General features: G+C 73.3%; 13 protein-coding genes. 7 read left to right on the top strand and 6 right to left on the bottom strand.

The genetic code is table 11. From position 1 onward, the window contains the following. Window positions 1-48: 48 nt before the first annotated feature. A complete protein-coding gene (locus KBX37_RS11455) occupies window positions 49-2,268 on the bottom strand; it encodes a molybdopterin oxidoreductase family protein (RefSeq protein ID WP_210775877.1) in 2,220 nt (739 codons plus the stop codon). 344 nt (window positions 2,269-2,612) lie between these two features. Here KBX37_RS11455 and KBX37_RS11460 point away from each other — a divergent pair, with 344 nt between their 5' ends. The 4 genes from KBX37_RS11460 (at window position 2,613) to KBX37_RS11475 (ending at window position 8,452) form a co-directional block, all read left to right on the top strand. Further along, window positions 2,613-3,599, top strand: a complete 987-nt coding sequence (locus KBX37_RS11460) for a GGDEF domain-containing protein (RefSeq protein ID WP_210775878.1) — start codon at window positions 2,613-2,615, stop codon at window positions 3,597-3,599. A 171-nt stretch (window positions 3,600-3,770) separates the two neighbouring features. Next, window positions 3,771-5,315: a ricin-type beta-trefoil lectin domain protein gene (locus KBX37_RS11465; RefSeq protein WP_210775879.1), complete on the top strand. Its 1,545-nt coding sequence runs from the start codon at window positions 3,771-3,773 to the stop codon at window positions 5,313-5,315. Between the two features lie 120 nt (window positions 5,316-5,435). After that, the gene (locus tag KBX37_RS11470; RefSeq protein ID WP_210775880.1) at window positions 5,436-6,701 is read left to right on the top strand and encodes a glycoside hydrolase family 16 protein; all 1,266 of its coding nucleotides are present in this window, start codon (window positions 5,436-5,438) and stop codon (window positions 6,699-6,701) included. Window positions 6,702-6,805: 104 nt separating this feature from the next. Then, window positions 6,806-8,452 carry a beta-1,3-glucanase family protein gene (locus tag KBX37_RS11475; protein WP_307849037.1) on the top strand — a complete coding sequence of 549 codons (1,647 nt, stop codon included), beginning with the start codon at window positions 6,806-6,808 and terminating at the stop codon, window positions 8,450-8,452. 110 nt (window positions 8,453-8,562) lie between these two features. On the opposite strand, the gene KBX37_RS11480 is transcribed toward KBX37_RS11475, so the two are convergent. Together KBX37_RS11480 and KBX37_RS11485 are read right to left on the bottom strand one after the other, a co-directional pair. Next, complete coding sequence (locus KBX37_RS11480; RefSeq protein WP_210775882.1) at window positions 8,563-9,045, bottom strand: SRPBCC family protein; 483 nt, start codon at window positions 9,043-9,045, stop codon at window positions 8,563-8,565. Beyond that, window positions 9,042-9,404, bottom strand: coding sequence for a helix-turn-helix transcriptional regulator (locus tag KBX37_RS11485; RefSeq protein ID WP_210775883.1), 363 nt, complete (start codon window positions 9,402-9,404; stop codon window positions 9,042-9,044). The genes KBX37_RS11480 and KBX37_RS11485 overlap by 4 nt, the downstream gene beginning before the upstream one ends. 162 nt (window positions 9,405-9,566) lie before the next feature. Here KBX37_RS11485 and KBX37_RS11490 point away from each other — a divergent pair, with 162 nt between their 5' ends. Beyond that, on the top strand, window positions 9,567-10,898 hold the full coding sequence (locus tag KBX37_RS11490) for a low temperature requirement protein A (RefSeq protein ID WP_210775884.1): 1,332 nt from the start codon (window positions 9,567-9,569) through the stop codon (window positions 10,896-10,898). A gap of 119 nt (window positions 10,899-11,017) precedes the next feature. Beyond that, complete coding sequence (locus KBX37_RS11495) at window positions 11,018-12,355, top strand: serine hydrolase (RefSeq protein ID WP_210775885.1); 1,338 nt, start codon at window positions 11,018-11,020, stop codon at window positions 12,353-12,355. A gap of 49 nt (window positions 12,356-12,404) precedes the next feature. Here KBX37_RS11495 and KBX37_RS11500 read toward each other — a convergent pair whose 3' ends face one another. Further along, the gene (locus tag KBX37_RS11500) at window positions 12,405-13,148 is read right to left on the bottom strand and encodes a YqjF family protein (protein WP_210775886.1); all 744 of its coding nucleotides are present in this window, start codon (window positions 13,146-13,148) and stop codon (window positions 12,405-12,407) included. A gap of 162 nt (window positions 13,149-13,310) precedes the next feature. Between KBX37_RS11500 and KBX37_RS11505 the strand changes: the two genes are divergently transcribed. Continuing rightward, entirely contained in the window at window positions 13,311-14,045 is a 735-nt protein-coding gene (locus KBX37_RS11505; RefSeq protein WP_210775915.1) for an FkbM family methyltransferase, read from the top strand. Window positions 14,046-14,156: 111 nt separating this feature from the next. On the opposite strand, the gene KBX37_RS11510 is transcribed toward KBX37_RS11505, so the two are convergent. Both KBX37_RS11510 and shbA read right to left on the bottom strand, forming a co-directional pair. Next, on the bottom strand, window positions 14,157-15,230 hold the full coding sequence (locus KBX37_RS11510; protein WP_210775887.1) for an anti-sigma-D factor RsdA: 1,074 nt from the start codon (window positions 15,228-15,230) through the stop codon (window positions 14,157-14,159). Further along, window positions 15,227-15,799, bottom strand: coding sequence for an RNA polymerase sigma factor ShbA (shbA, locus tag KBX37_RS11515; protein WP_210775888.1), 573 nt, complete (start codon window positions 15,797-15,799; stop codon window positions 15,227-15,229). Before shbA ends, KBX37_RS11510 begins: the two co-directional genes overlap by 4 nt. Between the last annotated feature and the right edge of the window lie 201 nt (window positions 15,800-16,000).

The raw sequence follows: 16,000 nt of genomic DNA on the forward strand, positions 1-16,000 counted from the left end.
CGGGCCGCCCGCCGGCCCGGTGCGCCAGCGTACGCAAGGCGCCGCCGATCAGGCCGGCTGGACGCGCACCGGGATGCCGTTGAGCACGACGTTTCCGGAGAGCGGGTCGACGGCTGTCTCGTCGGTGAGCACGTTGGCGTTGACGCCGGCGTGGGCGCGGGCCACCGCCTGCCGGGTGCCGGGCACGTCGTGGCCCCACCCGTGCGGCAGGCTGACCACGCCCGGCATGGTGTCGGGGGTGACCTCCACGGCCACGACGAGCGAGCCGACCCGCGAGGTGACGCGGGCGTCCTCCCCGGCGGCCAGCCCGAGCTTCGCCGCGTCCTCCGGGTGCACCTGCAGGGTGCAGCGGTCGCGGCCCTTCACCAACGCCGGCACGTTGTGCATCCAGCTGTTGTTGGACCGCAGGTGCCGACGCCCGACCAGGACGAAGCCCTCCGGGGGCGCGTCGCGGGCGGCGCGCAGCCGGGCCACGTCGGCGGCGATCGGCGGCGGGCACAGCTCGACGGTGCCGCTCGGGGTGCGCAGCACCTCCGGCAGCCGCGGTCGCAGCGCCCCGAGGTCGACGCCGTGCGGGTGCTCCAGCAGCCGGGGCAGGGACAGCCCGTCCGGTCGCTCTCCGAACCGGTCGCCGTACGCGCCGAGCCGCAGCCGCGCGTCGAGCAGGCGTTCGGCCGGCCGGTCCCCGGCGACCAGCGCCCGCAGCTCCTCCGCCGGCCGGTCCAGTGCCTCGGCGGCGTCAGCGAGCACCTGGCCGAGCAGCTGTTCGTGCAGCCCCGCCGGGTCGGCGTCGACGCCCTGCCCGGCGGCGATCAGCGTGAGCCGGGCCAGGATGTCGCACTCGTCGAGGCTGTCGGGAGCCAGCGGCAGGACGGGCGGCGAGTAGCTCGCGACGTTGCGCACGGCCAGGGTGAGGAACGCGAAGTCGTAGTGGCCGGCGCGGGCGGGGTCGGGTGGCGGCAGCACCACGTCCGCGTGCCGGGTCGTCTCGTTCAGGTACGGGTCGACGCTGACCATGAAGTCGAGCGAGGCGAGCGCGCGGTCCAGCCGGTCGCTGTTGGCGGTGGAGAGCACCGGGTTGCCGGCGACGGTGATCAGCGCCCGGATCCGGCCCTCCCCCGGCGTCTCGATCTCGTCGGCGAGGGTGGCGACCGGCAGTTCGCCCTTGACCTCGGGCAGGCCTCGCACCCGGCTGGCCCAGCGCCCGGTGCGGAACCCCTTGCCTGGGCCGGCGGTCCGGGTTCGCTGGTGGGCGGCGAGCGGGAACATCGCCCCGCCGGGCCGGTCCAGGTTGCCGGTCAGCACGTTGACCACGTCGACCAGCCAGCTGGTCAGCGTGCCGAACGCGACCGTGCAGGTGCCGACGCGTCCGTAGACGGCGGCGGTGGGGGCGGCCGCCAGTTCCCTGGCGAGCTGCCGGATGCGCGGCGCGGGCACCGCGCACTGATCGGCCACCCGCTCGGGCGCGAACGCGGTGGCCAGGTCCCGGACGTCGTCCAGGCCGGTGACGTGTTCCGCCAGCCGGCCGAGCCGGACCAGGTTCTCGTCGAAGAGCGTGTGCACGAGGGCGAAGAGCAGCAGCGCGTCGGTGCCGGGCCGGATGGGCAGGTGCTCGTCGGCGGCCGCCGCGGTGCGGGTGCGCCGGGGGTCGACGACCAGGAACCGGCCGCCGCGTGCCTGCAACGCACGCAGCCGGCCCGGGAAGTCGGGCGCGGTGCAGAGGCTGCCGTTGGACTCCCAGGGGTTGGCGCCGAGCAGCACCAGCAGGTCGGTGCGGTCGAGATCGGGTACCGGGATGGTGTTGGGGTCGCCGTACAGGTAGCCGGAGGAGACGTGCTTGGGCATCTGGTCGACGGTGCTGGCGGTGAAGACGTTGCGGGTGCCGAGCGCCCGCAGGAGGGGGCCGGCGTAGAGCCCGCCGGCCATCGTGTGCACGGTGGGGTTGCCGAGGTAGGCGGCGACCGCGTCGCGGCCGCCGGCCCGGGCGGCGGTCAGGCCGGCCTCGACGGCGGCGAACGCCTCGTCCCAGCCCACCTCGCGCAGCGTGCCGTCGACCCGCAGCAGCGGTCGGCGCAGGCGGTCCGGGTCGGCGAGGAGCTGCGGGAACGCGGCTCCCTTCGGGCAGACGAAGCCGTGGCTGAAGACGTGCTCGCGGTCGCCCCGGGCGTGCGTCACCCGGTCGTCGGCGATGGTCAGGGTCAGCCCGCAGGTCGCCTCGCAGAGCGGACAGGTGCGGTACGCGGTACGCGTCGCAGTCGTTCCCGGCATCGCGGGCCCCCTCGAGATGGAATACCGACTGGTCGGTATGGTGGCACGCCGCCGGATGGGCTGTCATCCCCCGTGACCGGCCAGCGCGGGGCGCAGCGGGACGGGCACGCACAGTGCGGCGGCCGACCGAATTCGGCCACCTGTGCGCTGGCCAGGGCAGATGCGCCGTTTCGGGTATTGACGGTGATGTAACACACATCATTGAATGGCGGCGTGGCAGGGCCCCTCCGCGCAGCGGCCTCGACACGTACCACCGACATGGCCACCCCGACCGTTCGTGCTGCTGCCTCCCCAGGAGCCGTCGTCAGGGTGCGGTGGGCGGAGTGAACGAGCGCCGGCGAAGGATGCTGCTCACCGCGGCCTTGCACGTCGTCTCGCACGGCATCGCCGTCCTCTACTGCCTGATGACGCCCGGCGAGCCGCATCGGCCCCTGATGCTCGCCGCCTACAGCTGCGGGATGGCGTCCGGCGCCGTCGGCATCTGGGCGGCACGGACGGTGACCACGAAGGCCGCCGGCTACCGGGTCTCGTTCACCATCCTGCTGGTCACCATCGCCATGGCGGCGCTCGGCGCGTACTGCGACGGCGGGGCCGCCTCACCGGCCGCCCTGGGGTTCGTGACCACCACGGTGTTCGTGGCCACCTACACCCCGCACCTGCGGCTGATGATGGCGCTGGAGGCGCTCCTGCTCGCGTCGTACCTCGCCGTGGCCGCCCTCGGGCAACCGCCACGGCCCGGCCACGTCTTCCTCTACATGGCGGGCATGCTGGTCCTGATCTCGGTCTGCGGCACGCAGACCCGGAAGCTGGCGCGGCAGCGGTCCCAGCTGCGCGCCCTGGCGGCGCTGGACCCGTTGACCGGCGCCCTGAACCGGCGCGGCCTGGCGGACTTCACCCAACACCTGTTCCGCAGATGCGGTCGCGCCGGCCCGGCCATGCTCTGTCTGGATCTCGACGATTTCAAGAGCGTCAACGACCGCCTCGGGCACGCCGCCGGCGACGAGCTGCTGAAGCGGACGGTGGCGGCGGCGCGGGAGGTGCTGCGCCCCGAGGACGCCGTCGCCCGGGTCGGCGGCGACGAGTTCGTGGTCGTTCTCAGCGACGCCGACGAGGCGACGGCACGGACGGTGGCGGCCCGGATCGAAGCGGCGGTACGCCGGCACACCGGCGTCAGCATCGGCGCGGCGACCGCCCCGCGCGACGGCGACACGCTGGAGACCCTGCTGCACGTGGCCGACCGGCGCCTCTATCGGGTGAAGCAGCAGCGCCACGGCGGCGACCGGCCGCTCGACGGCCACGGACTGCTGTCCACCGACACCGTCGGCGCGTGACGCCGCCGGTCGGCCACCTCCGGGCCGGCTGACCGGGCGGGCGCGGGCGGGTCCGGGGCGCACAATAGGCAACCTTCTTGACAGATTTGTTAACCATCGACAAACTTCATCGTGAGAGCGCTCTCTCGTCCGCTCCGCCCGCCGCCCTCGCCGTACCCCGGGAGGCCCCCCATGTCCCCACACCCGCGCTTGCTCGGTTCGTTCGCCGCCGCCCTCCTGCTCGTCGGCGCGGCGCCGGCGGCGGCCGTCGCCGGCCCGCCGGCCACCACCGCCGCCACCCACCGCGCCGCCCCGGCGGACCTCCCTCCCGGCCTGGTCGAGGCGATGCGCCGCGACCTGGGTCTCACCGCCGCACAGGTGGGCGACCGCCTGCGCACCGAGGCCGCCGCCCCGGCGGTCGAGCGGCGGCTGCGCGCGAAGCTCGGCCCCGCCTTCGCCGGCGCGTGGCTGCCCACCGACGGGAACCGCCTCACCGTCGCGGTCACCGATCCCGCGCTCGCCCCGGTGGTCCGCGCCGAGGGCGCCGACGTCACCGTCGCCGACCGCAGCGAGAGCAGGCTCGACGCGGTCAAACGGGCGCTGGACAGCCGGCGCGCCAGGGCCGACTCCCGGGACCTCCACGGCTGGCACGTCGACGTGGTCAGCAACAGCGTCGTCGTGACGGCCCGACCCGGCGCCACCGCCGCGGCCACCGCGTACGTCCGGGCCAGCGGCGTTCCCGCCGAGGCCGTCCGGGTGGTCACCTCCCCGGCCGCCCCGCGCCCGCTCTACGACATCCGGGGCGGAGACCAGTACGTCATCAACGGCAACACCCTGTGCTCGGTCGGCTTCGCGGTCGTCGGCGGGTTCGTCACGGCCGGCCACTGTGGACGTGCCGGCAGCCCGACCCTCGGCTTCAACAACGTCTCGCAGGGCACATTCGCCGGCTCGTCGTTCCCCGGCGACGACTACGCCTGGGTGCGCACCAACAGTTCCTGGACACCGCAGCCGTGGGTCAACAGCTACTCCGGGGGCAACGTGACCGTGGCCGGATCGCAGGACGCGGCCATCGGCAGCTCGGTCTGCCGCTCCGGGCGCACCACCGGCTGGCGCTGCGGCACCATCCTCGGCCGCAACGAGACCGTCGTCTACCCGCAGGGCGCCGTGTCGGGGCTGAGCCGCAGCAACGCCTGCGCCGAGGGCGGCGACTCGGGCGGCGCGTGGATCTCGGGCAACCAGGCCCAGGGGGTGACCTCCGGCGGCTCCGGCAACTGCTCCTCCGGCGGCACCACCTGGTTCCAGCCGGTGAACGAGATCCTCGGGGTCTACGGGCTGTCGCTCGTCACCACCGGCGGCGGGCAACGGATCGTCAGCAACTGGAACAACCGGTGCATCGACGTACCGAACTCCAACTTCTCCGACGGCGTACTCCTGCAGACCTGGACCTGCAACGGCACCAGCGCCCAGGCCTGGGCCTTCACCGGCGGGACGCTGCGGACCCAGAACAACAAGTGCATGGACGTGGCCTGGGGCTCCACCGCCAACGGCGCCACCATCCAGATCGCCAACTGCAGCGGCAACCCCGCCCAGCAGTTCGTCCTCTCCGCCGCCGGCGACCTGGTCAACCCCCAGGCCAACAAGTGCGTCGACATCACCGACTGGAACAACTCCGACGGCGCCCGCCTCCAACTGTGGGACTGCGCGGGCACCGCCAACCAGAAATGGCGTCGCGGCTGACACCACCGCTCTGCCCCGGCGCGGCGGCACCCCCGACACCCCACCGATCCCGCCGCCGCGCCGGTCGCCTCTCCCCCGTCGAACCCGCGACAGGTTCGCGCCCGTCCCGCAGGAGGTCCCATGTTCCCCGTCCGCACCCGCCGCCGGCCACGCGCGCTCGCCCTCGCCGGCGCCGCGCTCGTCGCGGCCACGGTGGCCCTCGCCGTACCGGTTCACTCCCGCCCCGCCGAGGCGGCGATCGGCGGCATCACCTGGCAGGACGAATTCAACGCCGCGGCCGGCACCCCGGTCGACCAGAGCCGGTGGCGCTTCGACATCGGCGGCAGCGGCTGGGGCAACAACGAACGGCAGTACTACACCAACAGCACCAGCAACGCGGTGCACGACGGCCAGGGCAACCTGGTCATCACCGCGCGCCGGGAGAACCCGGCCAACTACCAGTGCCACTACGGCCGGTGCGAGTACACCTCGGCCCGGCTGCTCACCGCCGCCACCTTCACGCAGGCGTACGGCCGCTTCGAGGCCCGCATCAAGATCCCTCGGGGGCAGGGCATCTGGCCGGCGTTCTGGATGCTCGGCAATGACATGGGCAGCGTCGGCTGGCCGAACGCCGGCGAGATCGACATCATGGAGAACATCGGCCGGGAGCCGAACACCGTCTACGGCACCATCCACGGCCCGGGCTACTCCGGCGCGGGCGGGATCACCGGCAGCCGGACCATCGCCGCGCCGCTCGCCGACGCCTTCCACACCTACCGGGTGGACTGGGAGCCGAACTCCATCGTCTGGTATCTCGACGGCGTCGAGTACCACCGCGTCGACCCCGCCCGGCTCGGCGGCAACCGCTGGGTGTTCGACCACCCGTTCTTCATGATCCTGAACGTGGCGGTCGGCGGCAACTGGCCGGGCTACCCGGACGCGTCGACCCAGTTCCCGCAGCAGATGCTGGTGGACTACGTCCGGGTCTCCGGCTACACCTCGGGTGGCGGCGAGCCGGCGCCGGGGACCACCCGGATCCGGGGCGCGGCGAGCGGCCGGTGCATCGACATTCCCGGCGCGAACCCGGTCGACGGGGCCAAGCTGCAGATCTGGGACTGCAACACCACCGCCGCGCAGGCGTGGACCTTCGCCGCCGACGGCACCCTGCGCGCCATGGGCAAGTGCATGGACCCGGCCTGGGCCGGCACCGCCAACGGCACCGAGGTCAACCTGGTGAGCTGCAACGGAAACCCGGCCCAACGGTTCACCCTCACCGCCGCGGGTGACCTGGTCAACCTCAGCGCCAACCGCTGCGTCGACGTACGCGACCGGGTCACCGCCAACGGCGGCAAGCTCCAACTGTGGGACTGCACCGGCGCCGCCAACCAGAAGTGGTCGCGCGCCTAGACCCGTCCCGCGCGACGTACCCCCCATCCCCCACGCCCTTCGTCGGCCGGCCGCGACCCGGGGTCGACGAGATGGTGCCCGTCCCCACCATCGAGGAGTTTCCCGTGACCAACAGCCGCTCGTACCGGGCACGACTCGCCGCCGCCATCGGTGCGCTGGCCGCACTCGTGCTCGCCGTACCCGTCACGCTCACCGCCACCCAGACCCGGGCGCTCGCCGTCGGTCCCGACCTGCTTCCCGTCACCGTCGCCAACAACACCGGCCGCAGCGAGGCGGTCCACCTCTACATCCTGGGCACCGACATCCGCCCCGGCGGCGGCCTCGGCTACGTCAACGCCGCCGGCGCGTTCACCCGCTGGCCCGCCGGCGGCATCCCACCGACCCCGGCGCCGGACGTGTCGATCGCCGGCCCGCCCAACGGCGGCAGCGTCACCGTCCGGATTCCGCGCTTCATCTCCGGGCGCATGTACTTCTCGTTCGGCCGCAAGCTCGACTTCCGCCTCACCCCGGACGGGGTCGTCCAGCCCGCGCCCTGGGCGGCCGGCGACCCGAACCGGGACGTGCTGTTCGACTGGTCCGAGTTCACCTACAACGACGCTGGCCTCTGGTTGAACAGCTCGCAGGTGGACCAGTTCGCCGTGCCGCACGCCGTCTCCGTCACCAGCGGCAGCGGCGTCACCACGAAGACCGGCGAGTTGCTGAACAACGGCCGGAACAACGTCATCAACGCCGTCAAGGCGCAACCGGCCTTCGCCCGGTCGGTCGTCACCCGCGCCGACGGCACCGTGCTGCGCGTCCTCGCGCCGGGCAAGGCCATGGACGCCGGCCTGATGGACCCCGCCTACCTCGACTCGTACATCAGCTCGGCGTGGAACGCGTACACCAGCCGTACCCTCACGGTGGTGCCGCGCACCAACGAGCCGAACCGCCGGTTCTTCGGCCGCACCGTCGGCAGCACCATGGTCTTCACCGACTCCTCCGGCGCCCAGGTGGCGACGGTCGCCAGGCCGACCACCGGCAACGTGTGGGGCTGCGACGGCGTCTTCAACGCCCCGAACACCCCGCCGTTCATCGAGCCGGAGATCAAGCGCACCCTCTGCACCGCGCTCAACCGCGGCACGCTCGGCCAGTTCGACACCGAGCCCCGGCTCGACGCCACCACCTTCTACCGGAACAGCGCCCCGAACCACTACTCCCGCATCATCCACGCCAACATGGTCGACGGTAAGGCGTACGGCTTCGCCTACGACGACGTCGGCGGCTTCGAGTCGCTGGTGCACAGCGGCGATCCGCGTTCGGCCGCCATCACCCTGACGCCGTTCGGCGCCGGCGGCCCGACCGGACCGCCGCCGACCACCCCGCCGGCCACCGGCGACCTGGTGGTCAGCAACTGGCACCAGAAGTGCGTCGACGTGCCGAACTGGAACTTCGCCGACGGCCAGCGGCTCATCGTCTGGGACTGCCACGGCGGCACCAACCAGCGCTGGGAGTTCGTCAACGGCACCCTACGCACCCAGAACAACAAGTGCATGGACGTCGCCTGGGGTTCCACCGCCAACGGCGCCGCCATCCAGATCGCGACCTGCTCCGGCAACCCGGCCCAGCAGTTCGTGCTCAGCGCGGCGGGTGACCTGGTCAACCCGCAGGCGAACAAGTGCGTGGACATCGCCGGCTGGAACCCGGACAACGACGCGGTGCTCCAGCTCTGGGAGTGCACCGGCGGCGCGAACCAGAAGTGGCATCGCGGCTGACGGCGGTCTCCCGCGATCCGGTGGCGGCGGCCGACCCCTGGCCGCCGCCACCGGGCGCCCGACGTCGACCGCCCCGGCCGGTCCGGTCCGATGTGGGCCCCGGTCGCGGGTCAGCGGGACTTGACGACGTCCACCAGCTGGTCGAGCGCCGCGCCCCAGCCCTCGGCGAAGCCCATGTCCTCGTGCTGCTTGCGGGCCGAGGCGTCGGCGTGGATCGCCGTGGCGGTGTACCTGGTACCGGCGCCGTCCGGCGCGATGCGGACCACCGCGGTGAACGGGAAGCCGTCCTCGGCGACCTGCGGGCGGAACCCTGGGCCCAGGGCGGAGGTGAACACCAGGGTCGAGCCCTCCTCGACCACCAGGATGCAGCCGTCGCTGGGGAACTCCTCACCCTCCGGCGAGCGCATGACGGTGTGGAACCGGCCACCGGGCTGGAGGTCGATCTCGCAGGACGAGGTCGACCAGGGCTTCGGGGCGAACCACCGCACGATCAGCTCGGGCGTGGTCCAGGCCTTCCAGACCAGTTCCGGGGCGACGTCGACGGTGCGCTCCAGGACGAGGTCGAGCTCGGGGTTCGTGGTGTAGGCGGTCATGTCTGCTGCTCCTTCAGGTCGTAGAGAAGCGAATCGAGTTGATCGAGGCGGCGGGTCCAGAGCGCCCGTTGCGCAGCGAGCCAATTGTCGGCCCGTTCCAGCGACCGGGGCGCCAGGCGGTAGGTCCGCACCCGTCCCTTCTTCTCCGAGGTCACCAGGCCCGAGCGTTCGAGAACACTCAGATGCTGGGTGAACGACGGCAGGGTCATCTCGAACGGACGCGCGAGGTCGCTGGTCGTGGCGGGGCCCCGGCCCAGGAGTTCGACGACGCGCCGGCGGGTGGGGTCCGACAACGCGTGGAACACGTCGTCCAGCGGCGCGTCGACCGCGCCGCCACCATCGCCGGAATACTTAGCCATCGGCCTAAGTATGAGGGAGGGCGTGACCTGCGGGTTTACCGGCACCGCGTCGACTGCTGCGAACCGTACGGCCGGGGCTCCGAGGACAGGTGCGAGTAGCGATCGGGCGACGGGGCCGGCTGCCAATTCGACCCCCGGCCGGTCCTCGGCTGGCACAGTGGGTTGGTGGGAAACCGGTGGCGCGGGCGACTGGGGCCGGCCGTCGGGATCGCGCCGGGTGCCCGGGTGGACCGGTTCGAGGTCTTCTTCGACCTGGTCTTCGTCTTCTCCTTCTTCATCCTCACCCGGGCCACCGCCGCCAACATCACCGGCCGGCAACTGCTGCACGCCATGCTCGTGCTGGCCGTGCTGTGGTGGTGCTGGGTGGTGCACAGCGTGGTGGCCACCCGGGTCCGGTTGGGCGAAGGCTTCGTCCCGGTGCTGATGGTCGCCGGGATGGCGGCGGTGTTCTGCTTCGCGTTGTCGCTGCCGCAGGCATTCGACCACCCGAAACAGACGGCCGCCGGGCCGATGGTGGTGGCGATCAGTTACGTGGTGTTCCGCGGGGTGCACCTGCTGCTGTACTGGCACGTCGCCAAGGAGCGGCCGGGCGAGCGGCGACTGCTGTTGAAGTATTCCCCGGAGCTGGTGGCCAGCACCCTGCTGCTGCTGGGCGCCGCGCTGATCCCGCCGCGGATCGAGGACGCGGGCGTGGCCGGGCTGGTCCGGGACGGGCTGTGGGTCAGCGTCGTCCTGTTGCAGTACAGCGCCGGACTGATCGCCGGCGCGTGGGGCTGGATGGTCACCTCCGCCGAACACTGGACGGAGCGCTACGACCTCATCCTGATCATCGCGCTGGGCGAGTCGATCATCTCCGTCGGCGTCGGCGGCAACCTCCTCGGCCAGCCGGTCACCTGGCCGGCGATCACCGCGGCCGTGCTGGGCATCGTCTTCACCGCCGCCCTGTGGTGGGCGCACTACGACGTGGTCGCGCCGGCCGCCCGGATCGCGCAGCACGTCGCGCAGGGGCAGGCCCGGGTGTCGATGGCCCGCGACGCGTACGCCTACCTGCACCTGGTGATGATCGCCGGGGTGATCCTGTTCGCCCTCGGTGCCGAGGAGATCGTACGGCAGATCGCCGACCCGTCGATCAGCCTCGCCGAGCCGGTGCACGGTCCCGGCGTGCCGCTGCTGTTCGGCGGGGTGATCTGCTACCTGTGCGCGGACTTGCTGTTCCAGCTGCGCACCCTGCACACCCTGTCCTGGAGCCGGGTCGGCACCGTGCTCGCGCTCACCGCCGCCATACCGGTCGCGACGCACCTGCCGGGGTTGGCCGCCTTCGCCCTGCTGACCGCGATCTGCGTGGCGTTGGTGGCCGTGGAGGTCGTGGTGATGGCGGACGCCCGGCGAGCCCTGCGGCGGGCCGCCCTCAACGAGCGGACGAGCTACGAGAAGCACGAGGCCGCCTGGCGCGCCCGCTGGCACGAACAGGCGGGCGACGAGCCACCGGCCTAGCGGTGCGGCGCGTCGGTGACCCCGCCGGCGACGTGCTCGACGAGGCACCGGGTGGCGGCGACCACGGCGGTGTTCCGGACGACGTGTCTCCGCACCCGCTGGCCTGGCATGATCCAGCCATGCCGGTCAACCGTCGCTCGCTGCTCGGACTCGGGCTCTCCGCCGCCACCGCGGCACTCGCCGGCTGCCGGGCGGCACCGCCCGCGGGCCACGCCGGTGCGTGGCGGACGCCGGGCGCGTCGGCCCCGGGCCAGGGCGCCGCCGCGGTCACCGGGCCGGTCGTCCGCACCTCCCCGGTCAGCCGGCGGCTGACCACCGTGCTCACCGGCCACCTGAAGCCGACCAGCCAGAACCCCGCCCACCCGATGTACGCCGGGGCGGTCGCGCTCGCGCTCAACGGCGGGCAGCCGTACGCCGAGGCGGCCGTCGGCGAGGCCCTGCGCTTCGCTGCCGGGCCGGTTCTCCTGCCCGCCGGCGAGCGGGTCCGGATGCGCACCGACTCCATCTTCGACCTCGCCTCGATCACCAAGGTCTACACGTCCATCCTCGCCCTGCGGCAGGTCGACAAGGGCCGACTCGACCTCGACGCGCCGGTGGTGAGCTACCTGCCGGAGTTCACCGGCGCCGGCAAGTCGGCCGTCACGGTGGCGATGCTGCTCGCGCACACCAGCGGGCTGCCCGTGGGCGCCACGGTGACCGGCTACGCCACGCTGGCCGAGAAGTGGCAGGCCGTCCTGGCCACCCCGCTGGTCAGCGGGGCGATACCGGGCCGGGTGTTCCGCTACTCGAGCGTGGGGCTGATGGTCGTGGGCAAGCTGGTGGAGAAGGTGACCGGGCAGCGGCTGGACCAGGCGCTGAAGACCGAGCTGACCGACCCGCTCGGGCTGCGCTGGACCGGCTTCAACCCGAACACCTGGCTCAGCGCCACCGACCGGGCCGCCCGGCTGGTCGCCACCGACGCGCGCTCCTCCCGGGGGCTGCTCCGGGGCGTGGTGCACGACGACGTGGCCAACCACCTGGGCGGCATCGCCGGGCACGCCGGCATCTTCAGCACCGCCCAGGAGGTCGCCGTCATCGGCCAGTTGCTGCTCGACGGCGGCACGTACGGCGGACAGCGGATCCTGGCCGAGAGCACCGTCCGCCGGATGCTGACCAACGCCAACCCCGGGCTGCCCGCCGTCGACCCGGAACGCCCGAACCGGACCGCCGACCACGGGCTCGGCGTGGTGCTGCACCAACCGTGGTTCATGGGTCGGCTCAGCGCCCCCACCACCTTCGGGCACACCGGCTTCACCGGCACGTCGCTGCTGGTGAGCCCCGCCCGCCGGACCGTCTTCGTGCTCCTCACCAACCGGGCCCACCCGAACTGGAGCTGGGCCGACCCCGATCCGGTGCGCGTCGCGACCGCCAACGTCCTGGCCCGCCTGCCCATCCTGTCGGCCACCGCCACCAGATGACGGCGGCGCGCCGGTCCCGTCCCACCTCGCCGAGCGACGGGCGCCGCGGTCACCGGGTCTCGGGCAGGGTGACCGGCGGCCCGAACCGGACCGGGACGCCAGGCGAGTACAGCACGCTGGCCGGCGGTCCCGCCGGCGGCGGCAACCCGGCGGCGGCGACCAGTTCGTCGTCCAGGCGCAACAGCTCGGCCCGGTGCAGCGGCCAGCGGGGATGCCAGTTCGGCAGGTGCAGCGTGCGCCCGTACGCGCGGGTGTGCAGCCCCCAGCGGGCGGTGACGAAGTGCTCCAGCGGGGTCGGGTCGGCCATGGGCTGCCCCACCCGGACCACCATCCGGCTCGTCGCTCCGACCGGTCCGGGCCAGCGCCGCCGACACCGGTAGGTGTACCGGTCACCGTCGCGGTCCAGCCGCATCGCCGACCACAGGTACGGCAGTCGCAGGGTCGCCCGGGCGACCAGCACCGGCACCAGCCGGGACGCGTCGAGCGAACGGAACACCACGGCCCGCCGGCCGGTGTGGTCGACCGAGTAGAGCCGGACGTTGGTCTCTGCGAAGGTGCCGAAGTACGGCACCCCCGGCCCGGCGCCGAGGCCCAGCCCCACCATCCGGAAACCGATGAGGCCGACGTAGCTGAGCCCGTCGAGCGTGTCCGGACGGGTGCCGGCGGGCAGCAGGGGCGCGACCACCTCCGGCGCGACCGCCCAGTGCAGGAAGGTGAGGTGCTCCCAGCGCTGCCCCAGGATCGCCCGCCGGAACCGCTGCTGCGGGGCGCAGTCGACCGACTCGATGTCCACCCACCCATCCTGCCCCGTCCCGTGGTCGGCGGAGCCTCCCCCGCCCGGCCGGGGATCGCCTGACTGTTGTCGATTGCCGGCGTTTCCGGGCCCGGTCCGGGCTACGGTCTTCCGGTGAGGGCTCGTACCCGCGCGGTGGAGGCACTCAAGGCTGATCCGGCCATGTCGTCGCTGCGCCGGTCGCTGGAGTCCTACTACGGCGATCCGGAGCGCGAGGCGGCGATGGACGAGTTCTACGCCCGCTTCGTCCGGCCCGGCGACGTGGTCTTCGACATCGGGGCCCACGTGGGCGACCGGACCGGCAGCTTCCGTCGCCTCGGGGCACGCGTCGTGGCCGTGGAGCCGCAACAGCTGTGCGTGCGCGCCATCCGGCGGATCTATGCCGGGGAGGACGACGTCGTGGTCGTCGAGGCGGCCTGCGGAGCGGACGAGGGCAGCGTCCGCCTGCACGTCAACTCCCGCAATCCCACGGTGACCACGGCGTCCTCGCACTTCCTGCAGGCGGCGCACGGCGCCGGCGGCTGGGAGGACGAGGTGTGGGACGCCACGGTCGAGGTGGCCGGCACGACGCTCGACGCCCTGATCAGCCGCCACGGCACGCCGACCTTCGTCAAGATCGATGTGGAGGGCTTCGAGGAGGCGGTGCTGGCGGGGCTGAGCCGCCCGCTGCCCGCGTTGTCCTTCGAGTTCACCACGATCGAGCGGGCCGTGGCGCGGCGCTGCGTCGCCCGCCTCACCGCGCTCGGCTTCGACGCGTTCAACATCGCGTTCGGCGACGACATGGCCCTGGCCTTCGGGGAGTGGATGTCGGCGACGGAGCTGGCGGAGCGGCTCAGGTCGCTGCCGCACGAGGTCAACTCCGGGGACGTCTACTGCGTGGCACCGACCCCCGGGTAGCGCCCGTGGGCGCCTCCCCAGGGAGGAGGGCGCGCGCCGACCGCCGGCCGCGACCGGGGCCCGAGGTCGGGCGCGATCAGGAGGCGTGGTCACGAGATCTACCGGGGAGGGTCAGGTCTCTGATGGTCGACTGGCCCTCCCCGGCCCGCTCGGGGACACCGGGGCGCGATCTGGCCCGGCCGGCCATGGCGTAATCGCGGACGGCGGGGCGGACGGAGCGCCGACCGGCCGCCCGGGGCGCGCCACGGGCGCGCCGTCCGGGTGGGGCTTCCCGCCGAGCGGCAGGGCCGTGGGGGCCGGCACCGACGGCAACTGCCGTGGCGGGCCCCCCATCGGGGTGCGCAGCCGGCCGTCCGGCGCCCCTCCGGTCGGCTTCGTCGGCCGGACCGCCTTTGCCGGTGCGGTCGGTGTCGGCCGGGCCGGGGTGTGCGACGACGCCGGATCAGTCGGCACAGGCACGGGGACCGTGGACGTGGCGGGGTCCGGGTCGGACGGCACCGGCACGGTCGCGGTGTCGATCTCCGCGCCGGGCGTCGCCGGGGCCGTCGCGGCGGGGGACGGCAACAGGCGCCGGAGCTCGTCGATGTCGCCCCGCAACCGGACGACGGTCTCGTCGTCGCCGAGGCTGCCCAGCAGGACCGCTGCCCGCTCCAGGTGGTGGCGGGCGTCGGCGTACCGGCGGTCGGCGAGGTCCTGCCGCGCCTCGTCCAGGAGCCGGCCGATGTCCCGTTCGGTGATCAGCGAATCGGCCCGGTCCGCGTAGACCAGCTCGGTGACCGGCCAGAACAGGCCGCCCGGTTCAGCCCGGGCCGCACCCAGCCACAGGCCCCCGACGACGGTGAGCAGGCTGAGGGCCGCACCGACGAGCGCCGTCCGCCGCCGTCCCCCGGGCCGCGCCGAAGTAGCGGGCCCGGCGGTTGCGGCGGGCCGGAGCCGGCGGGCCGGGGGTGCTGCGGACGGCGAAGCCGCCGGGGAGCCCGTCCCCTCCCCGGACTGATTCCGCTCCATCCTGGATTCCACCTGCTCCGATCGCGTCACCAGCTCGGTGCGCCAGTCGGCGAGCAGGGCGGTCACCGGGTCGTCGGCGGGGTGATCGGGGGGCGGCGGCTCGCCGCGGTTGAGCGCGTCGAACAGTCGGTCGTCCCGCAGGACCGGGTCGGTCGGCGGGGGTACGTCGGCGGTCACGGGATCATCCGGGCGAGGGTGTCGCCGGCGAGGACGCGCAACCGGTTCAGGGCGCGATGCTGCGCCAGCCGTACCGCGCCTCCGGTCATACCGAGCACCGTACCGACCTCCTCGGCGGTCATCCCGACCCCCAGCCGCAGCACCAGGATCTCCCGGTGCGTCGCCGGCAGTTGCGCCAGCAGGGCGCTGAGCCTGGCGCCCAGGTCAGCCGTGACAGCACGTAGTTCCGGGCCGGGGCGGGGGTCCGGCGCGTCCGGAACGGCCGCGACGCTGTCCGTACGGTCGCGGCTCGCGGCCCGACACGCGTCCGCGACCTTGCGGGCGGCGATGCCGTAGACGAAGGCGAGGAAAGGACGCCCCTCATCGGTGAAGCGCGGCAGGGCGCGCAACACGGCGAGGCAGACCTCCTGGGCGACGTCCTCGGCGGTGGCGCCACCGGCGCCGACATGCCCCAGCCTGGCCAGGCTGTAGCGCACGACGACCGGCCTGATTCCCTTCAGGACCTCGGCGACGGCGGCCGGGTCACCGGCGGCGGCGCGACGTACGACATCGGGTGGCGGTGTGTCCATCGCGGTCGCGGGCCCTTCTCGGTGCAGCTGGATCGACGGTAGCCGTCCGCCGTCCCGCCGCCAACACGACGGTGATGAAACACCGCACCGACATCCGGCGATAACCCGGCAGGAGTACGAGCGCTCCGCCCACCTGGCCGCCGACGCCAGGTCCGACGTCGTGCCCCATTTTGTACTGATTTATATATTTCCAATAACGGA

Origin of the sequence: Micromonospora sp. U56, assembly GCF_018070095.1 — a bacterium.
In the GTDB taxonomy this organism is placed as follows: domain Bacteria; phylum Actinomycetota; class Actinomycetes; order Mycobacteriales; family Micromonosporaceae; genus Micromonospora; species Micromonospora purpureochromogenes.